19 protein-coding genes and 3 pseudogenes are annotated in these 22,365 nt (G+C 42.1%); 6 read left to right on the top strand and 16 right to left on the bottom strand.

The annotated features are described in order from the left end of the window. Positions 1 to 10 precede the first annotated feature (10 nt). The 7 genes from I8751_RS21670 to I8751_RS21640 all read right to left on the bottom strand — a co-directional run bounded on the left by I8751_RS21670 (position 11) and on the right by I8751_RS21640 (position 9,393). Positions 11 to 3,301, bottom strand: coding sequence for a two-partner secretion domain-containing protein (locus I8751_RS21670; RefSeq protein ID WP_225894319.1), 3,291 nt, complete (start codon positions 3,299 to 3,301; stop codon positions 11 to 13). Positions 3,302 to 3,456: 155 nt separating this feature from the next. After that, positions 3,457 to 4,257, bottom strand: a complete 801-nt coding sequence (locus I8751_RS21665; RefSeq protein WP_225894318.1) for a DUF928 domain-containing protein — start codon at positions 4,255 to 4,257, stop codon at positions 3,457 to 3,459. After that, positions 4,235 to 6,622 carry a CHASE2 domain-containing protein gene (locus I8751_RS21660; RefSeq protein WP_214441162.1) on the bottom strand — a complete coding sequence of 796 codons (2,388 nt, stop codon included), beginning with the start codon at positions 6,620 to 6,622 and terminating at the stop codon, positions 4,235 to 4,237. Before I8751_RS21660 ends, I8751_RS21665 begins: the two co-directional genes overlap by 23 nt. A gap of 23 nt (positions 6,623 to 6,645) precedes the next feature. Further along, the gene (locus I8751_RS21655; protein WP_214441161.1) at positions 6,646 to 7,611 is read right to left on the bottom strand and encodes a DUF1822 family protein; all 966 of its coding nucleotides are present in this window, start codon (positions 7,609 to 7,611) and stop codon (positions 6,646 to 6,648) included. 35 nt (positions 7,612 to 7,646) lie between these two features. Then, a complete protein-coding gene (locus I8751_RS21650; protein ID WP_214441160.1) occupies positions 7,647 to 8,285 on the bottom strand; it encodes a sigma-70 family RNA polymerase sigma factor in 639 nt (212 codons plus the stop codon). Positions 8,286 to 8,367: 82 nt separating this feature from the next. Further along, complete coding sequence (locus tag I8751_RS21645) at positions 8,368 to 8,610, bottom strand: hypothetical protein (RefSeq protein WP_214441180.1); 243 nt, start codon at positions 8,608 to 8,610, stop codon at positions 8,368 to 8,370. A gap of 159 nt (positions 8,611 to 8,769) precedes the next feature. Next, complete coding sequence (locus I8751_RS21640) at positions 8,770 to 9,393, bottom strand: hypothetical protein (RefSeq protein WP_214441159.1); 624 nt, start codon at positions 9,391 to 9,393, stop codon at positions 8,770 to 8,772. A gap of 9 nt (positions 9,394 to 9,402) precedes the next feature. On the opposite strand from I8751_RS21640, the pseudogene I8751_RS21635 reads away from it, so the two are divergent. Both I8751_RS21635 and I8751_RS29815 read left to right on the top strand, forming a co-directional pair. Continuing rightward, positions 9,403 to 9,802, top strand: a pseudogene (locus I8751_RS21635) (IS4 family transposase); the annotation flags it as partial. 9 nt (positions 9,803 to 9,811) lie between these two features. Continuing rightward, positions 9,812 to 10,082: pseudogene (locus I8751_RS29815) on the top strand (ISNCY family transposase); the annotation flags it as partial. Between the two features lie 95 nt (positions 10,083 to 10,177). Here I8751_RS29815 and I8751_RS21625 read toward each other — a convergent pair. The 5 genes from I8751_RS21625 to I8751_RS21605 form a co-directional block, all read right to left on the bottom strand. Next, positions 10,178 to 11,587, bottom strand: coding sequence for a S8 family peptidase (locus tag I8751_RS21625; RefSeq protein ID WP_214441158.1), 1,410 nt, complete (start codon positions 11,585 to 11,587; stop codon positions 10,178 to 10,180). A gap of 446 nt (positions 11,588 to 12,033) precedes the next feature. Continuing rightward, positions 12,034 to 12,798, bottom strand: a complete 765-nt coding sequence (locus I8751_RS21620) for a LemA family protein (RefSeq protein ID WP_214441157.1) — start codon at positions 12,796 to 12,798, stop codon at positions 12,034 to 12,036. Positions 12,799 to 12,806: 8 nt separating this feature from the next. After that, positions 12,807 to 14,078, bottom strand: coding sequence for a TPM domain-containing protein (locus tag I8751_RS21615; protein WP_225894317.1), 1,272 nt, complete (start codon positions 14,076 to 14,078; stop codon positions 12,807 to 12,809). A 109-nt stretch (positions 14,079 to 14,187) separates the two neighbouring features. After that, positions 14,188 to 14,415, bottom strand: coding sequence for a hypothetical protein (locus tag I8751_RS21610; RefSeq protein ID WP_214441156.1), 228 nt, complete (start codon positions 14,413 to 14,415; stop codon positions 14,188 to 14,190). 236 nt (positions 14,416 to 14,651) lie between these two features. Beyond that, a complete protein-coding gene (locus tag I8751_RS21605) occupies positions 14,652 to 14,879 on the bottom strand; it encodes a hypothetical protein (RefSeq protein ID WP_214441179.1) in 228 nt (75 codons plus the stop codon). Between the two features lie 200 nt (positions 14,880 to 15,079). On the opposite strand from I8751_RS21605, the gene I8751_RS21600 reads away from it, so the two are divergent. Both I8751_RS21600 and I8751_RS21595 read left to right on the top strand, forming a co-directional pair. After that, positions 15,080 to 16,381: an APC family permease gene (locus I8751_RS21600; protein ID WP_214441155.1), complete on the top strand. Its 1,302-nt coding sequence runs from the start codon at positions 15,080 to 15,082 to the stop codon at positions 16,379 to 16,381. Continuing rightward, complete coding sequence (locus tag I8751_RS21595) at positions 16,381 to 16,542, top strand: hypothetical protein (RefSeq protein WP_214441178.1); 162 nt, start codon at positions 16,381 to 16,383, stop codon at positions 16,540 to 16,542. Before I8751_RS21600 ends, I8751_RS21595 begins: the two co-directional genes overlap by 1 nt. Before the next feature lie 99 nt (positions 16,543 to 16,641). Here the strand turns inward: I8751_RS21595 and I8751_RS21590 are convergent, their stop codons facing one another. Both I8751_RS21590 and I8751_RS21585 read right to left on the bottom strand, forming a co-directional pair. Then, positions 16,642 to 17,151, bottom strand: a complete 510-nt coding sequence (locus I8751_RS21590) for a hypothetical protein (RefSeq protein WP_214441154.1) — start codon at positions 17,149 to 17,151, stop codon at positions 16,642 to 16,644. Between the two features lie 33 nt (positions 17,152 to 17,184). Further along, entirely contained in the window at positions 17,185 to 17,418 is a 234-nt protein-coding gene (locus I8751_RS21585; RefSeq protein WP_214441153.1) for a hypothetical protein, read from the bottom strand. A gap of 483 nt (positions 17,419 to 17,901) precedes the next feature. Here I8751_RS21585 and I8751_RS21580 point away from each other — a divergent pair, with 483 nt between their 5' ends. Together I8751_RS21580 and I8751_RS21575 are read left to right on the top strand one after the other, a co-directional pair. Further along, positions 17,902 to 18,966 (top strand): TIGR03032 family protein, encoded by a 1,065-nt coding sequence (locus I8751_RS21580; protein WP_214441152.1) that lies wholly within the window; start codon positions 17,902 to 17,904, stop codon positions 18,964 to 18,966. Between the two features lie 111 nt (positions 18,967 to 19,077). Further along, positions 19,078 to 21,609: an Ig-like domain-containing protein gene (locus tag I8751_RS21575; protein ID WP_214441151.1), complete on the top strand. Its 2,532-nt coding sequence runs from the start codon at positions 19,078 to 19,080 to the stop codon at positions 21,607 to 21,609. Positions 21,610 to 21,809: 200 nt separating this feature from the next. Here I8751_RS21575 and I8751_RS21570 read toward each other — a convergent pair whose 3' ends face one another. Next, complete coding sequence (locus I8751_RS21570; protein ID WP_225894316.1) at positions 21,810 to 22,064, bottom strand: hypothetical protein; 255 nt, start codon at positions 22,062 to 22,064, stop codon at positions 21,810 to 21,812. Between the two features lie 63 nt (positions 22,065 to 22,127). Beyond that, positions 22,128 to 22,365, bottom strand: a pseudogene (locus I8751_RS21565) (hypothetical protein); the annotation flags it as partial.

Below are 22,365 nucleotides of genomic sequence, written 5' to 3'. Positions count from 1 at the left end.
AACTCTAACTTTAGCTACCATGACATTGAATTGGATTCTGTCTGGAAGTGGGAGGATTAGCGGTGGATGAATTAGCAGTGAGGACTATTTGCCCTTTGGCGTTTAGCGTTGCACCTGTGGCTTCAACAATACGTTCGGGAGTGGAGATAGTTGGTTTAGTAGTAATAGGTGGTAGGGAACGGTTGTTATTGCTGGGTTTGAGAGACACCCAATCTATTTGGGTTGCATCAGGAGTGAGAATGTCTGTTGGGTTAGCTGGTAAACCGCCGCGTCCGGCGATCGTAAACTTGCTTTGAGCATAACCTGGACTATAGCAGCCTTGGGCTACTTCAGTATCAACTGGTATTGTTGGCAATTCAACTAAGCCACTGTTAGGGTCAATTTCAGATGTGTTTAGTTCCACAGTGCCTTGTGTACCAAATTCTGAACTAGCAGTAATGTCACTGAACAAAGTTGGACTTTCACGGAACTGAATACCATAAATGCCAAAGGCTTCGATATCCACTTTCCCACCTGTGCCTGTAAAAGCATTGGCAGTGATGTCGCTATTTTCAGCAGGTACAGCGATAATGAAGCCATTAGTGGCGGTGATGACGATGTTGCCACCATCTCCACCCTGCTGTGCCCTGCCTGCGGTAGTAGAGATTTGAGCGCCACGACGGAGAGGGAGTAAATCAGTTTGTAAGTTGATATTGCCACCCTTACCTGATGCAGATTCGGCGTTGAGTCTGCCACCGTTGTCTAAGGTAACTCTAGGTGATGTGACGATAATATCTCCAGCATTACCCGTCATACTTTCAGAGAAAACGAACAAGCCACTGCTAAAGTTTAAACTGTTACCAGAAATGGTGACAAAATCAGCCGCATCAACTTTGATTGTGCCTGCATTGCCTTGTCCAAGGGTCTCGGCAGAAAGTCTAGCGCCATTTCGTAACGAGAATGAACCAGAATCGATAGTAATATTACCACCATTGCCAACTGTCCCTGTATCCACGAAGCTGGCAATCGCACTAACAATACCATTTTTATCCCCAGCAATATCGACAGCACCAGTAACATTAACATTGACATTCCCCGCATCCCCCCGCCCTGGTGGCTGAGTAGCAAATGCACCACGAGTAATGGTTGCCATTTGAGCGCCATCAGTAAGTGATAGCGTTGCAGCATTGATGTCAATATTGCCACCCTTCCCGACACCTCCTGCTTGCACCGTGCTGAGGATGGAAGCATCTGCAAGGAAAACAGCATTTTTTGTACTTACTCTCACATTTCCTGCATTCCCTTGTCTAGAAGTTGAGGTAGAAAGTCTAGCTCCATTTCGTAACGAGAATAAACCAGAATCGATAGTAATATTACCACCATTGCCAACTGTCCCTGTATCCACGAAGCTGAAAATCGCACTCCTTAAATCGTTTTTCTCCCCAGCAATTTCAACAGCGCCAGTAACATTAACATTGATATCCCCTGCATCCCCCTTTCCTGGTGGCTGAGTAGCAGATGCACCACGAGTAATAGTTACTAGTTGAGCGCCATTAGTAAGTGATAGTGTTGCAGCATTGATGTCGATATTGCCACCTTTACCGACACCTCCTGGTTCCACCGTGCTGAGGATGGAAGCATCTGCAAGGGAAACAGCCTCTTTTGCACTCACTCTCACATTCCCTGCATTCCCTTGTCCCAATGTTGAGGTAGTAAGTTGAGCGTCATCTCGTAGTGAAAAAGACGCAGAATTTATAGTAATGTTACCCCCCTTGCCAACTGTCCCCGGTTGTATGTTGCTGAAAATCGAACTAAAAAGACCATTTTTTTGTCCAGCAATGTCAACAGCGCCAGTAACATGAATATTGACATTCCCCGCATCTCCCCGTCCTGGTGGCTGGGTAGTAAATGCACCACGAGTAATAGTTACTAGTTGAGCGCCATTGGTAAGTGAAAAATAACTAGCATTGATGTCAATATTGCCACCTTTCCCAACACCTCCTGCTTCCACTGTGCTGAAGATGTTTGCATTATCTGCAAGGGAAACAGCATCTTTTGCACTTACTCTCACATTCCCTGCATTCCCTTGTCCCAATGTTGAGGTAGCAAGTTGAGCGCCATCAGTAAGTGATAGTGTTGCAGCATTGATGTCGATATTGCCACTCTTCCCGACACCTCCTGCTTCCACTGTGCTGAAGATGGAAGCATCTGCAAGGGAAACAGCATCTTTTGCACTTACTCTTACATTCCCTGCATTCCCTTGTCCAAATGTTGAGGCAGCAATTAGAGCGCCATCTCGTAAGGAGAATGAACCAGAATCGGTAGTAATATTACCCCCATTGCCTTGTGACCCCAAACGCACATCATTAAAAACTATGCTCCCACCAGCCACTTTGATTTCCCCGGTAGCATTAAGCGTAATATCTCCTGCAACAGTTTCAGGTGTCCCCAAACCTTGCCCAATACCACCGCTTAAAATACTTGCTTCCAATATTTCTAGATTCCTGGCATTGACTACAATATCACCGCCACCAGTCCCTTCTACGTACATTGCAGCTTGATTGGTAAGGGATACCGAAGCTCGTGCAACATTCTCAGGAAATCTCAAGCTAAGATTATCACCATTTACACCTAGTGTTACAGCACCAGGTTCTGCCAATCCTCCTAACTCGACTCGCCCACCAAAAGCAAACAATCCTCCACCATTCATATTGATATTACCGCCTACCAACATCAAACTATTGCCATCTGGTACGCGCAAACCAACTGAGTTATTTTGAATAGATGCGGTTTCTATTTGATTAAATAGTAAAGCGGAAGGATTGACCGTTAGCAAAGATGGAGAACTTTCTGGATTTGAAGCACTGAAAAAACCGCGATCGCCAAAGCCAATAGCATTAGCTGTAGTCCCTACAAATGAACCACCAATATTTAGTCTCGCCCCACGTCCAAAAATAATTCCATTTGGATTTATCAAAAACAAATTAGCTGTACCGTTAGCACGAATTAACCCATCAATATTAGAAATTGATCCGCCCGTTACCCGACTAATGATATTTTGAATATCTACAGCATTATTAAAGTCAGCAGTGCCACCAGTAGGTACAGAAAATTCACCAAAGCTGTGAAACAAATTACTTCCTGCTTGTGTTCCTCCAGTGATATTGAGGGTGCTGCCATCTGGTGTAACAATGGAGTTATTAGGTAAGGTGTTATCCGGGGTAATTTGAGCAAAAACATATTCTTGCCAAGAAGCAATTAACACCCCGCACATTACAAAACTACCACACCAGCATCTCCAACGTTGAGTTATTCCCGACATAGCACCCCCATTAACAATTCAAAATTCAAAATTCAAAATTCAAGACATTTTGAGTCGGGGATTTAAATCCTGACTCAAAATATGCTACGTGTAAACGTAGGCGTATTAAACCCTTGAATATACGATAAATCAGTGACTTCACCGTGTGATTAGTCTTATTTTTCCAAGTTGTAATGTTGTACAATTGGCTCCTTAGCAATATCTTGCAAGCCAACTACATTTAATAAGTCAATCCAATCTTTATTAATAGTTGCATTCTGCGGATTGTCACGACGCAGTTGACCTAAATTAGTTAGAGCATCATACCAAATATTATTAGCACTATAGGCAATGTACTCTTTTGGTTTTGCTGTTTTTAATTGATTATCAAGGGTCTGAGTTATCACCTGTTTTTGCACAAACCCATCTACATAAAAATTGTCAGATGTTTTTTGCGGATCGCCACAATAAATATGAAAATACCAGCGATATTTTTGATCTGCTTTGAAGAAGGATTGCGATCGCGATGGCAAAGTCATGCTAACAATACCAGATTTTCCAGAGAGAGTAAGAGGTGTTCGATAGACATTTTGTACATCTTTACCATCTAGCATTTGTAACACGAATTCTCCATAACGCGTGGTTTGTGGCAATTGGGGAACATAAAACCAAAATGTTGGATTCTCTACAACTGTTGATGCTAAAAATGATTCCTCTGCATCGCCAGGTACTAAAGCAGTCAGACGTGTCAGAGAGCTAGGACACTCAGGATTACGCCCAGCCCCGGCTCTGCGCCGACCTGTCGGTGCGCCATTTCTGGGCAATTTCGGTTGGCGAAAAGATTGGAAGTGCGAATTTTTAACAGTGTTTTGAATCGAATTATTCAGCTGTGCTTGCACTGATTGTGAGTAAATTGTTGTACTAACAATTAGCAACGCAATTACACAGGTATGTTTAATTATTTTTTTTATAATCATGACCAAAATTTAATTGTTTTCTATTACCAAGATGGAAATGTTTAAACCATAAAATTATCATTATTTGGGTCGCTAGTAATGCTAATATTGGAGGGATAAGTGGCACCCATCCAGTCAGTGTAAAAATGCCAAAACATAACCCAAATAATATTAAAAGTGTTACTATCACCGCCAAGCAAAGGTACAGGGGTTTTGAATAATACCATGCTGTAATACCTCCTATTAATGACCATCCCCATATCCAAAGTGCCTCCATCCATCCAGACCACCACCACAACAAAGGTCTGCGGTCTAAAACGGCACTTAGGATTTGACTTAGCATCTGTGCCTGTACGAATATCCCTGGTATTTGCTTTTGCTTCGGTTTTGCATTAGAACTAAAAGGTGTTTTCCAATAATCGTTTGTATTGGTGGGGGCAGAAAGACCAATAAGAACAATGCGGTCTTTGAGTAATTGAACTGATTCTAATGGGATTTTGTCATCTAACACATCTCTCAAACTAATTTGCTCGGCAATTTTTTCTACAGAGGAGAGAGAACGATAATTCAATAATATTTGATAACCCGATGCATCCACTTTTTGATAACCACTAGTGTGTTCGTTTAGTTGCTCAAACACAACGTTACCAATTTGTAAATAACCTTCTTTTGTAACACTTGATGTTCTGCCTTCTTTATCTAAATAATGAAGTGCTAGTTGTAGACTAAAAGCATATTCTGTGGTACACAAAGATTTTGAGGGAGGAGTTAAATGTAAAAGCTGGCGACGAGCAATATCTTCTGCGTCTGCCACAAAATCACTAAAACTTAACTGTTCTCTGGAAACTCCAGGAGGTGGGGGAATTCCATCAGTATGACCATCATCATCAGTTGTAGCAACTTTGCACACGAAAAATAGACGATTATCTTCTTGAAAACGAGTAGCTAAATTTGGATATTTGGGGTCTAAAATACCATCACGATAAATATCTAAACCGATAGTTCTTGGTTGATACTTATTTAATTTCTCTAATAGTTGAGCGAGGGCTTGGTCAGATAACGACCATCGCATTTGCATTCCTTTATTGAGTTGGTACTGGATATCTGCTTCATCAATAGTGATAATTAAAATCCGTTCGTCAGGTTGTTCGGTGATAAGTTGCGATCGCAATTGCATAAAATTGTCAAAAGCCTGCAATTCCGAAGTTTGCAGATAACCCCAATACCGCACTCCCATCACTAAACTTGTTACCAACAAGCTTGTCAGCAATATTGCCATTCCACTCTTGAGAGCAAACATTTTTCGGTGCGCCTGCCAAGTTATCGGCACTACCACAGGATGTTCACTAATCACTGGCAACCAAGTTGCACTGGGATATTCTTTTTCTATGCCTTTAAGCCTTTGTCTGGCAGTACGAACAGCAGCATATATAGATTGTCCTGATGAAAAAACTTCCAAAAACTGCTTTAAAAATGTTTGAGCTACTAAATCTGGCACTGGTTCTCGCATGACAATAATTTGCGGAATCTGTAGATCTTGTAGCTCTTGCGCTAATCCTAATCCATCACAGGAGTTGAAAATCGCTAATTGTAAACCGTTGGCAACAGCATTTCTTAAGGCATGTCTAAGTTCATCAATTGTTAATTTATCGGTTTTATTAATATAAATGCAGCTAGCTTTATCTTCACTCTTGCTGTGACCTGCAAAAAATAAGATATTCCAAGGTTGTTTCCACAATTTGTCATGAACATCTGAATATTGAGGTTCTACTAAAAAAGTTGTAGCGGCACCAGGCAACTTCTTTAATAATTGACGGTCTTGTTCCACATCAATACCGTCACTATCACCTAAAATCGCTAAAATTCTGATTTTATTTTTCCTGGTAGATGTCTGCAATGAGGTTGTTACGGCTTCTGAATCGGGAATACTAAGAACAACTTCGGCTTTGAGATACTCTCGATCTATCAAATCCCACAAATGCCAAGGTAGTTTCTTAAGTTGTAAACAGTGAGTACGAATCAATACTCGTATTTCTTCATCTGGCATCAAGTGTTTGAGCCATTTTTCTCGCACGGGACGAAAAGACTCTGACAGTAACCAGTTATTTAGATGCGATCGCACTTCACGAGCTTTTTGATCACATTCTTTGCGTCGCTGAGAGATAGAACCATCGTAAATAATTTTTTTAGCTTTAATACGGGTAAATTTCCCCAAGCTATGATATGTTGACTGCCATTGGTCAATTGCTGTTGCCAAATCTAGATTAGAAGGCAGTTTGCCATTAATTTCTGTAGTAGGACGTTTACCCTCTTCCCCAATTTCCAGCATTACCTGTACACCTAAATGCAGATCGCCATCTAGCTTTAGCAGAACTAACTTTCTCATTGGCAGTACCCTTGGTCTTGTTCCTAACAAATGGCAAAATTTTCTGTAATGCTGATATCTCCCAAAGCAAGTTTAACGCTGAAACGTTCTCCTATCTCACAACTAAACTCTAATTGAATATTTTTATTGCTGCTTCTAGTTTGGGCTTCCATTACAGATGCGCCCTCAAAATCCAGCACCATTAAATGGAGATTTGGTGGCAAATAATCTTGTCCATTTGTCGGGTGTACTTCTACAAGAATATCCATTTCTTGCTCTTTGTCTGGAGGCAGAGTAACGACTAAAACTACTGCTTGTTCCCGCAAAACCTTTCCTAAATCAATCAGTTTTCCTCTACTAATAAAAGCACTATTAGCACTTCTTAAACTCCACTCTGGTTTGACACCTTGAATACCTAAAAGAGTCTCAACTTCTTGCCAACCATTTTCAAATATGTTCTCTAACCATTGCTGTAGTTTAACCAAGTTTTGGTTGCAATTGAATGAATCCTCATTTATTGTAGTAAGTTGTAATTGAGATAGTTCATCTAAATACTCTAGTAAATCTTCTAAAGGTTGTAGTTCATTAATAGCTAACCAATCAGTTTGCACCTGCCTGACAAATCCTAGTAACTTCGCTTCTCTAAATGATTTACTGATCTGCACAACTACATAGCCAATTCGATTCGATTGTACTTCCGGTGGCACATAAACAAATTGTGCATTTTCTAATACTGGACGACATTCTAATAATCCCAAGTTTTTTAGAGACAAGTCAGCAACATCCATAAGTGTCTGTTCTATGACATCCCAACTGTCACTTTTATGCAAGTCTGTCTCAAATCCCATACAACGTAGATAAGAAATTACAAAATACACAGACAAAGTATTGAGATAAACTTGTTCACCTTTTTCTGGCGTGGCTTGTTGTCTACGTAAATCTTCTGCTCTCTGCTTCCCATCTATAGGTATAGGAGCAGAAAATGTTAAAATGTCTATGGATTTGTTCATAGTTTTTTTGCCTAGCTAATTAACTCTATTAAACATTAAATATATAAATACTCTTGCAATTTATCAGCAAATTTTTTCAGACACCGCTGGTAAAACGTATTTAGAGATGTAATTTTAATACCCCATTCTGCCGAAATATCTTTCCAGGAAATGCCAGAACATCTTCTTTGAGCTATGGCTTGAAAATTCGCCTCCGGATGACCTTTAATATGTTCCTTACAAAAAATTAATTCGGGATCTGATTCTATACATTCTCTTACTTGTTCAAATAAAGATATGGGTTGAAAGGATGGTATAGTTTCCCAGTGAGAACTTTCCAGATTTATTTCATTCTCTTTGCCGATAACTTTGGGGATAGCTTCTGGAAAAAAACGTTTAGTTAACAGCATATTTACCCAAGTCATAACTTCACCGCGTTCTGGGTCATACCTATTAATATTGTTATTTTGACAAAGATAGAAAAATAAATTTTGTACTGCCTCATCATAGATATCTTCGTAAAGTAGTTGAAATTGACCTTTATAAGGACGAACGAGCTTACCTGACTGCCAAATAGCATTCATCAGACGTGTTAAGGCTATCCGCTTCCCCTTAGTTAAGTCTGTGTATCGCTGGGCTGCAAGCGCTAATTCTTTAAGTTGTGCATCTAGTTGTTTCCTCCTGTCATTAGTCATACAAGACCTCTAATCAGCACCTACCAAGTTGCAAATTTATATATATCTCATGTACTGCTCGCAACTTTTACACAAACCAGCCTCAATTGTTACAAAACTTTTTATTGATTTCTTGAACTAGATTAAATAAAAGCGGTGCTTCGCCCATCGCTACTCCTCCCACTTTACCAGCACCCCATCCGCCACCACCAATCCCCACTGCGGAAACTTCGCTCTTCTGCTTCCTGATCACAATCTGCAAAGCTGGATCATCATTCCAACATTCCGCAAGAAACTCAAAATCAGATTTTGCCCTTAACACCTCCGCCAACTTCAGTTTTTCCATACGCAGAGGTCGTGCTTTTAACTTGGAGATGAGACCTGAGACGGTGAAAACTTACGTCAAGTTAGCTAGCAAAGCTCTCAAGAGTACGATTGAGATCAACACTAACCAAAACGATGGCATAAAGCAGATGGGGCATAAATACTTATTATATGTACTTGCTCATCCACATGAATGTGGGGGAGCGGCCGAAGTTTTAGTGAGAGGCAATATACCATGCCCATCTGTTCGTGGATCGCCACTGTATAAACCATCCCACCACCTTTTGCCAGCAGCAATCAAGTTCGCTAACTCAATTTCATGACCTTTTGGGTCATAGATGATGAAGTCATCAAACCAAAGACAAATATCAAGATGTTTATTATATCCCCCTTGAAATAAAGTGAGAGTATGGCTTTTACCTCCTGCCTCCCATGAGCAATCCAAACTTAAACGTTCAGTCTGCTGCCACAAATTCTTTTGTTGAATATCAAAGAACTCCCAACCATAGATGGGTTGTCCACCAAAATCCTGAACTACACCAGGCAATTGGTCAATGCTAAAGGGAACGACTGGAGCTGTACCATCATCCCATCTTCCCAGTCTGAAAGAAGCTGCAATACGACCTATCGGTGCAAATAGAAACAGCACTCTCGAATCGGATGGCGGATTACCTTGTTCAGGAAGCGTTAGAACTTCAAACGTAGCTGCGGCTACTCTATCTTGGGCAGAAACTTCAAAACCAAGAACAGTTGCTTCATTCAATGCAACATCCAATCCCTCAATATCCTCTTGAGTTAATTTCATGGTTTTATCAATACCGTTTTATTTTCCAGCGACCTAGATTTGACATCCGAAAAAATCATCGACTATTACAATCTGCGTTTCCAAATCGAGTTTAATTTTCGGGATGCTAAACAATTTTTGGGGTTGGAAGATTTTATAAATTTGAACCAAACTACTGTGACTAATGCTGCTAACGCGCACATTTTTTATGGTCAATTTATTTTATCATCTTCTTGCTGATTTCCGTAAACATTATCCTAACTCTGGCATTATTGACCTGAAAGCTTATTACCGTAGTTTTCGATATGTTCGTGAAATTTTAAAAATGCTTCCTCAAAGACCTGAGCCTATTTTATTAGCGCAAATTTTTGCCAAGCTCACTTCTTTAGGGCGTATTCATCCCAGCTCTACAGGCTTTGAACCTTCGTAGTTTGGCTAAGGTATTGATCTAAAACACAATTTTGGGCACGGGCAACACATTTAGCCTCCCTATTGCTTACCCTCAATCTCTTGGCCTTTCTCTTCCACACCGTTTTGCACCTCGTTGATCAACCCTACCAACAAATCCGCGCTTGCAGCGCGGCACTCGCAAAGGTTTCTTTCAAGATATTCTCACCCTCACCAAATATTTACTCTTTGACAGTTGGCAGCATTTGATTCACTTCATGCTCAACGACTTACCACTCTCTCCGGCGACTGATTCCTCTTAAATTTTTGAATTTGGAATTGCTGTTATATTAACTTTTATGCAGCTACATACTTCTTGTGTAAGAATTTACCACCTTAAAACCCCAGAGTTAACACCCTAAGCAGTTTCCACAATAATTTGACGTACTTGATCGGGAGTTAAATAAGGATTAGCACTCAGCATTAGCGCTGCTACACCAGAAACATAAGGTGTAGCCATCGAAGTCCCATTCTTGAATTCATAGTTATTACCAGGAACTGTCGAATAGATATCAACACCTGGGGCAACTACATAACTTAGATTACTATTGTTACCTGCCAAGTTTGAGAAATTCCCCATATATCCGTTGTAGTCAATTGCACCCACTGCAATCCCCCAATTTGTCGCTAAAGCTGCTGGATATGTAGGTTGGGATGCAGCCTCATTTCCCGCTGCCATAACAACAACTGCACCTCGCTGCGTTGCGTATTGAATAGCTTGTTCAATTGAAGGAGAGTAGCTACCACCCAAGCTGACATTAATTACATTTGCGCCATTGTTAGCTGCGTAAATAATTCCACTAGAAACATTGTCCGAACTACCTATCCCATTTGCATCCAGCACCTGAATCGGCATTATTTTAGCGTTAGGAGCCACGCCAATTGTTCCATATCCATCATTTTCAGCAGCAATGATTCCAGCAACATGAGTTCCATGTCCTTGATAATCCATTGGGTTGTAATTGTTATCGACAAAATTCCAGCCAACGACATCATCAGCATATCCGTTGCCGTCATCATCAATTCCATTACCAAAAATTTCGTCCGAATTAAGCCAAATATTATTATTTAAATCTGTGTGAGTATAATCTACTCCCGTGTCAACCACTGCAACAACAATATTATTGCCTGTGTATCCTTGCGTCCAAACTTCCGGCGCACTAATCGCATCTAGTCCCCAATCATAGTAGCTGCTTTGATTAGCAACATCTATAAAAGGCGATTGTCCAATAGATTGTGCAACTGCTGCGGCGGCATTCACTAAGCCGTAGCCATAGACTTCGCTGAATTGGTAAGATTGTACAGTGAGGGCTGGTTCAATTGAGTAAGTATCTCTATTTAACTGAGTTAATTCAGTGTTACCAAAATTAGGATTATTTGGCTGTATGTCATTGTTATTTGCCAGAAAATTTGCTAGATAGCTATTAGTGTTAAATTCTTTATTGCTATCATCGATAACTTGACCTGTATTGTAATCAATAATTTTTTGATTACAATTGATAGCAAACTTATTTGTAATGGAATTATCAAACCAATTGTTAGGTTTACCAAGATATTGGCTATCAAAATTGTAAGTATCTGTGGTGCTATCAGATCCAAAAACTATAGATTTCCGGTTATTAAATAATTCACTCAAAAAACTGGAAGCATTGCGATATGTATTTATCGAACTATCAAAATCGAATGGATTCCTAGCTATTTGCGCTGTTAAACTTTGAAACGAATTATTTAAGGAAGCGCTAAAATTATCTGTTTGCTTATTAAGCATAGTTTTGGTAAGGAGTTATTTTTTTGCTATATACTATGTGTTGATTACAAAATTGGAAATTTAGTGAAAGTCTTGAACTCACCTATTCATTTACTAGTGTAAATAATTCATGACTTTATTTCGATTAGAGGTGCAACGTCTCCGCTTTGCTCCTAAATTCTGTTTGAGAATATGTTAAGTTAATGAGCATTAAAGTTATTGATTTTTGAATTTCATATTCAAATTCAGCAACGCCAAATTATGAAACCTATTGAGAAAGCCGATTTGGCAGTAAGTTTTCACAATCTTTTTCCAAGTTAAGTCTCTAATCCTATATCAGGAGAAACTTGGATAATTATGAAAAATGCAAAACTTTAGCAACTTGCCGCTAATAATCTTTCTTATCTACTCCCATACATCCGTGCTTTTACGCTGGTAGTTTGTTTGCAAAGTTAGTCCCTAAGAATTTAAATTTTGGGAACACCAGTATTTGTAGCCTGGAAAAATTCTTTCTTCTCAAACCCAATAGTATTAGAAATCAAGAAGTTAGGAAAACTTTGAATTTTTTGATTATAAGCTTGCACCGCTTGGTTATAACGCATTCTTTCTACAGCTAAGCGATTTTCAGTACCCGTAAGTTCGTATTGAAGATTGGTAAATAGTTGGCTTGATTGTAATTGGGGATTGACGCTGGCATAATCGCGGAAATGGTCAATTGCTTGATTGATTTGCACTGTTGCAGCAACCTTTTGATCAGGATTCGTTGCTTGCAAAAAAGCTTGGCGTGATTGCATTAATAAAGAGACTAACTCTTTTTCCTGCTTGGCGTAAGCTTGGGTGACATTCACAAGATTAGGGATCAAATCAGCGCGGCGTTGGAGTTGATTTTCGACTTGTGCCCAAGCTGCTTCTACTTTGGAGTTACTGCTTTGGATCGAGTTATAAATCAAGGCACTCCAAACAGTCAATGCAGCTACTACGCCTGCGGCAATGATTAGTAGTCTTTGACGCAGGTGGGCTAATCGCTGTTGTTGTTGTCGCTGTTGTTTGTATTGTGCTTGTACGTCCCAGATGGCTTGCTGAATAAACTCGGACGGAATATCAACTTCTTTGCCTGCGGCTACTAACTTCGAAGCTGAATAACTTTGGGTGTGATTGGCATAATAGCGCGAGGCTAACTTTAACACTTGTGGGACAATATCTTCGGGAATTGTTTTATATTGATTGCTCATAGGATTATTTACCAACTACCACCACCACCACCGCCACCGCTATCACCACCACCGAAGCCCCCACCACCGAAGCCCCCACCGCTATCACCACCATTATAGGAACCACCACTACTACCCCAAGAATTGCGGGGAGGCGGCGATAGGGGAGGTAGACGAGGAATTATTTTCTCTTTCTGATGATGGTAAGAACAATAGTGGCACTTATCAGTAATTAGTCGTTTTCCAGTCTTAACTTGTGTAGGCACTTGAACAGTTTTTTCGTCACGGGTGAGAGTCAACTCATGACATTGAGGACACTGGCAAAATCTGGAAGAAGGGGACTGTTGGGCAACAATATGGAAGCCATTACTAGTTGTTTTATAAATGCAACTAGGACATTTCCAACCCAGGAACTTAATATTTCCTAGTTTTTGTGCTGTTGTTTCTGCTTTGTTCAGATAGGATTGGACTGTCAAATCGTCTACTTGTTCCATTGATTTTTGACAATCAGCACACAAAAAAGTGTAGTTACCTTCACTCTTATGAGTGCGACCTTCTGGTGCAATGAAGATTTTCCGAGGACGACGATTTAGATAAACAGCACTTCCTGCTGCCAGTGTTAATATTCCACCTGCTGCTAAAACTCCCCATAGAATCCCACCACCTGTGTTATTCGGGGTTGTTTGAGTGTCTGGTGGTATTACCTGACTTCCAGATGATGGTTGAGCAGACTTGAAAACTGCTATTAATGCTCTGGTTCCTGCCAGCGTACCGCCTGCAAAATCTCCTTTTTTGAACTGGGGGATGATTTGGGTATCGATAATATTGCCTACTCTGGCATCGGGTAAAATCGCTTCTACACCATAACCAGTTTCAATTTCTACGCGGCGATCTCCTACGGAAATCAAAAACAATACGCCATTATCTTGTCCTTTTTTACCAATTCCCCAATAATTAAACAATTGGGTGGCAAATTTTTTCGGTGATGCAGCAGAACTTGTTTCTGACACGGTTACTACCGCCATTTCTGTGCCTTTTTTTGCCTCCAATTCAGAAATCATCTGATTAATTTGGGTTTCTGTATCGTCACTGAGGATTCCTGCCATATCAGTTACCCAACCACCATATTCTTTGCGGGGATTTGGAACTTCTTGTACGGTTACAGCCAAGCCAGAAAGAGGGAAAAGAAAGATGACAGAGGAAAAGACACTCACCCAAAAAATACGTTTTGGTTTGAGTAGATTAAATTTTATTGCTTTCACTTCCAGCCAAAATGGTTTGGAGTTGACTTTGATTGCCATCAGCTTCTATTATGACTTTCTCTGGTAAGAATTGTGTGAACGAATAAAACAGCTAAGTAGAACAATACCTTCGCCAATTTACGAAGGTGAAAGGATGATACTTGAACCATTAACTCCCATTTTTTTGAGGGTTGGCAAAAACAATCAGTTCTAAAAATTCCTTTAAGGTTTCCCACAAGAGTTTTTTAGCGTATTGACGGCAGGATAAGGGTTTGATGTCATTCATCAAACGTGTTAAAGCTATCCGCTTTGCCTTAGTTAGCTCTGTGTATTGCTGGGCTGTGATCGCTAATTCTTTAAGTTGTGCATCTAGTTGTTTCCTCCCATCATTAGTCATACAAGACCTCTAATCAGAACCCATCAAGTTGCGAATTTATATATATCTCATGTGTTGCTCGCAACTTTTACACAAACCAGCCTCAATTGTTACAAAACTTTTTATTTTTTGAACTGGATTAGGTCAATGTGAAGTTCTTTCCCGTTAACCTTTAGTATGATGGGGCGCTCTTTGAAGCATTTAGCTGAGTCAGATTATAAATTGACAGTAATTACAAAGTGGTGATTCAGCCATCGCTACTCCTTCCACTTCACCAGCACCCCATCCACGCAAGCAATCCCCCACTGCGGAAACTTCACCACCAATTTCCTAATCACAATCTGCAAAGCAGGATCGTCAGCCCAACACTCCATCAAAAACTCAACCCCTGGATTTTCGCGCCATTGTTCCGCCATCTTGAGCTTCTGCATCTGCCCTGGTGCATCTTTGACTTTACTGCGATCGCACCTCAGTTTTGCTATCACTCCCCACCGGAAACCGCCGTATCATGTCCGCCAACGCCACCGCCTCCCTATTCAAACACCCTAATTGTGCTTCTGGCTTCCTGCTTTCTTTGCAAGCCGAGATGGATGAGACAATACTACTAACGAGAAGAAATAGCTCTCATAGTCAGAATAAAGATGTTTGAAAGTTAGCAGTTGAGCAAAAAACTCTCAGGCGTTGTATGAAAACAAATGAAGTAGAAGCAGATTCACTCAAGCGAGTCTTTGGATTGCCAACTCTAGTGATTTACGGAGTAGGTGACATTTTGGGTGCGGGAATTTATGCGGTAATCGGAAAAATTGCCGGGCTTTCTGGCACTTTGGTTTGGGCTTCGTTCTTGATTGCTATGATTGTAGCGGCATTCACGGCTTTAAGCTACGCCGAACTGGGCAGTCGATTTCCAAAAAGCGGTGGCGTAGCCTACTTTGTCCATCAGGCATTTCGCACCGACTGGCTCTCAATATTGGTCGGCTGGTTAATGTTTTGTACATGCTTAGTTTCGATGGCGACGCTCTCGAAAGCATTTGCTGGCTATTTCAATGCTTTTGTACCAGCGATTCCAGCTTGGCTAATTATCCTGGCGCTTTTTTCGGTGCTGGCATTTGTCAATTTCAGAGGCATGAAGGAGTCCTCGGCTCTGAATATTTTTTGCACATCTATTGAGGTTTCTGGTCTTTTGATTGTGATTTTGGTTTCAACCTTGTTTTTGAGTGGTGGTGGCGCGGCTAGTCTTGCTGCTGTCCCTAACGAGCAAGCCATAGGTTGGAGTGCAGTCGTTCAGGGAGCGGCACTGGCTTTCTATGCCTTTATTGGATTTGAAGATATTGTCAATGTTGCGGAGGAAGTTAAAAATCCCGAACGTAACGTGCCAAAGGCTATTTTACTTGCCTTAGCGATCGCTGGCGTAATCTATATACTCGTTTCCTGGCTTGCTATTAGCGTACTTAATCCCTCCGAGCTTGCTGCTTCAGGTGCGCCATTACTCGATGTAGTACGTCGAGCGCAGCCCAATTTTCCCCAGGTCATTTTTACAATTATTGCTCTATTTGCCGTACTCAATACGGCACTGTTAAATTTTGTTACGGCATCGCGGCTGTTGTATGGGATGTCACGTGAAGGGTTGCTAAGTGCTTGGTTAGGGAAATTACATCGACGCACAGCCACACCTTATCGAACGCTGTTGGTCATTTTACCAATTGCCATTTTTTTGGCGCTTTCTGGAACGCTGCAATTTTTAGCAGGAACCACCGCTACCTTGATTCTGGCAATGTTTTGTCTTGTCAACCTCTCGTTGCTACTCATCAAACGCCGAGAAATTGAAACTAACGGGTTTCGGGTTCCTTATATAGTTCCGGCGATCGCGTTACTCCTCAATCTTGTTTTGTTTGCTTTTGCTTCTGGGGCAAGTCACATCTTAGCACTTGTGTTTGTAGGAATTGGAATGCTTCTAATTGTCATCCAAAAGGCTTTTAGAAGAGGGTGATGTTCGCTGGGGTCTGCTTTTCCTTCGATGGTCAGACGATGTTTGTCATTTGTGATGAAGGCACAGAATTTATCAAGTTCACCAATGGCAAAGAAATAACGGTAGATACTGCGTGGCGTTGGGGATGGGAAAGAGTGCTGGGATATGTCACGAATCAATAGCTGAAGCTACTCATCCCTGCACCGGAAACCGCCGCATTATCTCCTTCAACGCCACAGCCTCACCCTCCGGTGTGTAGACTACCTCGCCTGACATCGCAATCACAATCCTATGCCGTCTCGCCCACTCGAACCAAGCGATCGCGTCCGATTTAGCCTGCGCGGACTCCGGTTTCCTTCCTTCCTTGCAAGCAGCAACGAATACGGCTTCTGGTGACTTGATCCTTTCCAAGTCCGTATCGCTTCTTTCAAATAAGCGATCGCACCCGGTACATTCTCCCAACACCGCTTAACTGTACGTTGAATCTCTGCATTAAGCCGAAACTGCGGAGTACAAGGTATTTCCCGTAACTGCTGCAAAACGAACTGTACCTCTTGATGGCTGGGCTGAATTGATTTTTCTTGTGACTCGGCGTAATCCTCATCACCAGCGTCTCCTAACTGAAAATTCAACCCAGCCGGGGCGGCGGAAGAATGATCCTCATGAGTATCTGTCTCGCTAGTCGAGTCAACCTGTTCTGGCTCATCAACGAAGCAAGTAGTCTGAGATAGCTCTAACTCTGGGGTTTGGCAAGCCCCTTCCTGGTCACAGTCAGAAATTTCGGTTTCCACTTCCTCATTTTTTTGAGGCTCAACAGCAGAGTGTTATTGTGGCTTTGAAGCTTCTGGATGGGATCTGTGGTATTGTTCTGCATTGAATCTGGAATGTTCAGTTTTGCACTTGCCATGTTCTAACAGCCGATTCAGTACATTAAAGTGCAATTTATACTGCCATGTTCTATCTTGACCGTTGCCTGGGTTCTTCTTCTTCTCGATGATGCCCATTTCCTCAAGTAGAGCGATCGCACTTCGGATCACATGGAGACTGTGTTCACCCATCAAATCGGCATAAATACGCTTGAGTGGCTGATAAATCCAAGAGGTACGGTGATTCTTAATCTTCCAGTTTGTCCAATGCCTGAAATATTCGATTAATGAGACTTAGACAAAAAGTAGCCAGAAAAAAGGCAAGGTTAATATAGTGCATATAACAGTATGTTTAACATACATTAGATAGAGATATGGTAGTTCAACCTGTCATTAAGTTACAAATTATACTTCAAATTCTTAGCAAACAAATTTAATAACTGCTCAAATATTTCTTGGGGCAAAGGCAGTTGGCGAGGCAGGTTATTCTAACGGCAAATAAAAAACTCATTCCCAAAGGAGGATGAGGCGTGGTGAAAATTTAACTTTGTACTGCAAGTGTAAGGCAACTAGTATGTTAATAATTGCTCTTTTAGATAGTAGAGCCAGTAGTAGAAGCTCTAAAGAGTAAAAAACATTCCCTATCTCCTATCCCATCAACCCTGATACTTCACCATGAATACAACAACACCCAAACTAGAAATCAGTGCTTCTCGGCAATTTGTCCCCTGGCTATATGAACAAAACCTGAGTCTAGTATTCACTACCTACCAAGCTGGGAAAGTATTTTTTATTGGTTTACAACCAGATGGCAAATTAGCGGTGTTTGAGCGCACCTTAGACCGTTGCATGGGCTTATACGCCACAGGTAACAGCCTCTACATCAGCACCTTATACCAACTTTGGCGATTTGAAAACACCCTTGCACCAGGAGAAAGCCACAATGGGCACGATGCCATATATTTACCCCAGATTGGGTACATCACAGGGGATTTAGACATTCACGATATTGTAATTGATGACAACCAACAAATCATCTTTGCTAATACCCTATTTAGCTGCCTTGCCACCGTCAGCCAAACCCATAGTTTTGTACCCCTATGGCAACCAGCGGCGGAAGATAGATGTCATCTCAACGGCTTGGCTATAAAAGATGGTAAACCCAAATATGTCAGCGTGATTAGTAAATCTGATGTGGCTGAAGGTTGGCGACAAAAGCGCGTTAATGGCGGCTGCATTATTGATATTGACAGCAACAAAATAATTGTAGACGGGCTATCCATGCCCCACTCTCCTCGGTGGTATCAAGGCAAATTGTGGTTACTCAACTCTGGTACAGGGGAATTTGGTTATGCAGATTTAGAAAGTGGAAAGTTTCAAGCCGTAGCTTTTTGTCCAGGCTATCAAAGAGGACTGGCATTCCATAACAACTTTGCCATTGTGGGTATTTCTGAATCTCGCCACACTAAAACCCTCAGTGGCTTACCCCTAGATGACAAGCTCGCGGCAAAAGATGCCAGTGCAAGATGCGGGTTACTAGTTATAGACCTCAAAAGCGGTGATCTTGTTCACTCTCTCAACATCGAAGGCGTAGTCATAGAATTATATGACATTGCAATATTACCACAAATTCGCCGCCCAATGGCGATTGGATTTCGCTCTGATGAAATTAGGAGAGTAATCACCATTGGCACTACAAATTGTTTGACTGCGCCGATTCTGGCAACACAAGCTTTTTAAACCTTTTCCCTGGGTAGGGAAAAGTTTAGAAAACAAGAGAGACCAAGAACATCAAATCTTGCTCAATCCCAAATATCAACTCAATAGAAACAACAAACAAACACAATAATTATGGCAAATTCAACCTTTAACCTCTCCACCCTTAATGGTAGCAACGGCTTTTTTATTAACGGCTTCGCGGCCGCTGCCTTCTCAGGCAGATCCGTCAGCAGCGCAGGGGACATCAACGGCGACGGCATTGATGACCTGATTATCGGGGCAGTAAGTCCTTCCTACGGCAGCTATTCCGGGCAGAGCTACATAGTCTTTGGCAAAAGCAGTGGCTTTAGTGCCAGCCTCGAACTTTTTACTTTCAATAGCAGCAATGGCTTTTTGATTAATGGCATTAATGCGGGTGACTTTTCAGGCTCCTCTGTCAGCAGTGCCGGGGACATCAACGGCGACGGCATTGATGACCTAATTATCGGGGCATCTCGTGCCGACCCCAACGGCGTCACTTATTCCGGGCAGAGCTACGTGGTGTATGGCAACCCTGCCCCCGTACTCGACCTTAATGGCAACTCTTCTGGAATTGATTTTAGCACCACCTTTAGCGGCACTCCTGTTTCCATCGTCAACAGCGACTTCAGCCTGAGCGACAACAGCACTACCTTAGTTGGTGCCACCATCACGATTACCAATCTCTTGGATGGCGCAGCCGAAAGTCTGGACGCTACTGCCATCAGCAACATCACCGCTACCTACAACCCCACCACAGGCATTCTCACCCTGGGCGGCACAGATACAGTTGCCAATTACCGCCAAGTTCTCGCCAGTATCATTTACAGTAATACAGCTAACACTGTCAATACCACCAATGGGGTAATTGAGTTTATCGTCGATGACGGACAAGGTTTCAGTAACACCAGTGCGGTAGCAAAAACCACCTTAGGCTTTAACCTCAACCAAGCCCCCATCGCAGTTGATGATGCATTTAGCACAAATGAAGACAAGGTTTTCAATGGCAATGTGCTAGTTGCTAATCCTACCACCGCCGACAGTGACTCAAATAACGATACTTTAACGGTGACACAGGTGAACGGCAATCCTGCGGCTGTCGGCAATCAGATTAAATTAACTTCTGGTGCTTTGCTCACCCTCAATAGCAATGGCATCTTTGCCTACAACCCCAACGGACAATTTCAATCTTTAGGTGTGGGGGCTACCGCCAGCAACAGCTTCACTTATACTATTAGCGATGGCAAAGGCGGCACAGATACAGCAACAGTTAATTTCACCATCAACGGTGTCAACGATCCACCGGTAGCAGGTGATGACAGTGCTAGCGCTAATCAAAACACACCCCTGACGCTGCTAGCGGCTGACCTCCTCGCCAACGATACCGATGTAAACAGTGAAACTTTAAATATCACTGGTGTTAGTAATGCGCTTAACGGTAGTGTCGCTCTGAATAACAACGGCGATATTGTCTTTACCCCGACTACAAGCTTCACTGGCAATAGCAAATTTGATTATACCATCAATGATGGCAACGGTGGTACTGACACGGGGTTGGTAACAGTCGCAGTCGGGGCAAACTTCAAAGGCACTAACAATGATGACAATCTCAACGGCACTCCAGGTAATGACATTATTGATGGACTCAATGGGCAAGATACCATCCTTGGCAATGCTGGCAATGACAATCTCACTGGCAATACTGGCAGCGATCTACTCTTTGGCGGTATTGGCAGTGATCGCCTAATTGGCGGTGACGGTCAAGACATACTCGCTGGTAATGCTGGTAATGACAATCTCCAAGGCGATAATGGTGATGATCATCTCTTTGGCGATAATGGTCAAGACAGACTTACTGGTGATGCTGGAAACGACGACCTCGCTGGCGGCAATGGTGATGATCTACTCTTTGGCGGTATTGGCAGCGATCGCCTAATTGGCGGTGACGGTCAAGACACACTCGCTGGTAATGCTGGCAATGACAATCTCCAAGGCAATAATGGTGATGATCTACTCTTCGGCGCTAACGGTAACGATTTACTCTTTGGCGGTAACGGTCAAGACATACTCAATGGTGATGCTGGCAATGACAATCTCGCTGGCGGTATTGGCAGTGATCGCTTAACCGGCGGTGACGAGCAAGACACACTCACTGGTGATGCTGGAAACGACAATCTCCAAGGCAATAATGGTGATGATCTACTCTTCGGCGGTATTGACAGTGATCGCCTAATTGGGGGTGACGGTCAAGACACGCTCACTGGTAATGCTGGCAATGACAATCTCCAAGGTGATAATGGTGATGATCAGCTCTTTGGCGCTAATGGTAACGATTCGCTTTTGGGGGGTGATGGTCAAGACATCTTAGTTGGCGGTGCAGGTAACGATTTCCTCATCGGTGGCAAAGGCGATGATAACCTGAATGGCGGTGCTAGTAGTGATATCTTCGTTCTGGCAAAAGCCGCCGAGCATGACATTATTACTGACTTTAGTTTAGGTCAGAGCGACAAAATCGGCTTGTCTGGTTTAAGTTTTAATCAGTTGTCTTTCTCTGATGATCAAATTCGTTTGGGTAATCAAACTTTAGCTATCCTGACTAACTTTGATACAACTACGCTGACTCAGAATAACTTTATCTCTGTTTAAGTCTTTTAGCTGGACAAGTGTTTGCCCACTCTACAACCTCGGCTAGGAGCATAGTACAGAATTTATCAAATTTACCAACGGCAAAGAAATAACGGTAGAGACAGCATGGCGTTGGGAATGGGAACGAGTGCTGAATTATGCTAGTAGTTGAAAGTTTTCAAGTCAGGGTTACTTAACGGTTGCCGTAGCTGTGTACTACTTTAATCCCACCAATAACAAACAACAACTGCATCACGGGGGTGTTGAAGATCATTACCTTCAAATCGAGTTCTCAGTTGACGTTTGAGCCGAAAACTATACTCCTCATTCGTGCCATCAGTGACTTCTACCGAATCAGCGCACCACTTTTTACCCAAATCTAAAAGCTGAGATACCTTTGTATCTTGGTTTTCGGTGAGAATGTAGAGTGTATCGGCAGGATAAGCAACGAAATGGATAATGCTAGTTTCAGGCATGGGACGATAGTTGGCCATTGCCAAGAGTGTATCGATTACGCCACCAAAGCTTATACCAATTCTCTATGAAGTTGCACTTAATAAAGCTCTTGTGATGTAATCCCATCCACAAATCGATGCGATTGCTTCGGTAGAAATAGAGTCAAGAACCTGTTTGAGCTTGTGTCTTAATTGATCCAAGTGTGTGCAATGTTCCCAAGACAATTCATGCTTAATGTGTTCCCATAAACGCTCAATGGGATTAAGCTCTGGACTATTGGGGGGAATGTCACTAAGAAAAGCTGGGGGAGCTGGGGAGGCT

Source organism: Atlanticothrix silvestris CENA357 (assembly GCF_016056295.1).
Lineage (GTDB): Bacteria > Cyanobacteriota > Cyanobacteriia > Cyanobacteriales > Nostocaceae > Atlanticothrix > Atlanticothrix silvestris.
The sequence above is the reverse complement of the archived record's forward strand: the minus strand, read 5'-3'. Positions and strand labels throughout refer to the sequence as shown.

Bases quoted from the DNA above. Each gene is read 5' to 3' on its own strand.
- I8751_RS21610 (WP_214441156.1), bottom strand. From the start codon at position 14,415: ATGACTAATGATGGGAGGAAACAACTAGATGCACAACTTAAAGAATTA.
- I8751_RS21650 (WP_214441160.1), bottom strand. From the start codon at position 8,285: ATGACTAATGACAGGAGGAAACAACTAGATGCACAACTTAAAGAATTA.
- I8751_RS21625 (WP_214441158.1), bottom strand. From the start codon at position 11,587: ATGCTTAATAAGCAAACAGATAATTTTAGCGCTTCCTTAAATAATTCG.
- I8751_RS21600 (WP_214441155.1), top strand. From the start codon at position 15,080: ATGAAAACAAATGAAGTAGAAGCAGATTCACTCAAGCGAGTCTTTGGA.
- I8751_RS21655 (WP_214441161.1), bottom strand. From the start codon at position 7,611: ATGAACAAATCCATAGACATTTTAACATTTTCTGCTCCTATACCTATA.
- I8751_RS21570 (WP_225894316.1), bottom strand. From the start codon at position 22,064: ATGCCTGAAACTAGCATTATCCATTTCGTTGCTTATCCTGCCGATACA.
- I8751_RS21665 (WP_225894318.1), bottom strand. From the start codon at position 4,257: ATGATTATAAAAAAAATAATTAAACATACCTGTGTAATTGCGTTGCTA.
- I8751_RS21585 (WP_214441153.1), bottom strand. From the start codon at position 17,418: ATGGGTGAACACAGTCTCCATGTGATCCGAAGTGCGATCGCTCTACTT.
- I8751_RS21660 (WP_214441162.1), bottom strand. From the start codon at position 6,622: ATGAGAAAGTTAGTTCTGCTAAAGCTAGATGGCGATCTGCATTTAGGT.
- I8751_RS21640 (WP_214441159.1), bottom strand. From the start codon at position 9,393: ATGAAATTAACTCAAGAGGATATTGAGGGATTGGATGTTGCATTGAAT.
- I8751_RS21575 (WP_214441151.1), top strand. From the start codon at position 19,078: ATGGCAAATTCAACCTTTAACCTCTCCACCCTTAATGGTAGCAACGGC.
- I8751_RS21670 (WP_225894319.1), bottom strand. From the start codon at position 3,301: ATGTCGGGAATAACTCAACGTTGGAGATGCTGGTGTGGTAGTTTTGTA.
- I8751_RS21615 (WP_225894317.1), bottom strand. From the start codon at position 14,078: ATGGCAATCAAAGTCAACTCCAAACCATTTTGGCTGGAAGTGAAAGCA.
- I8751_RS21645 (WP_214441180.1), bottom strand. From the start codon at position 8,610: ATGGAAAAACTGAAGTTGGCGGAGGTGTTAAGGGCAAAATCTGATTTT.
- I8751_RS21580 (WP_214441152.1), top strand. From the start codon at position 17,902: ATGAATACAACAACACCCAAACTAGAAATCAGTGCTTCTCGGCAATTT.
- I8751_RS21620 (WP_214441157.1), bottom strand. From the start codon at position 12,798: ATGAGCAATCAATATAAAACAATTCCCGAAGATATTGTCCCACAAGTG.
- I8751_RS21595 (WP_214441178.1), top strand. From the start codon at position 16,381: ATGTTCGCTGGGGTCTGCTTTTCCTTCGATGGTCAGACGATGTTTGTC.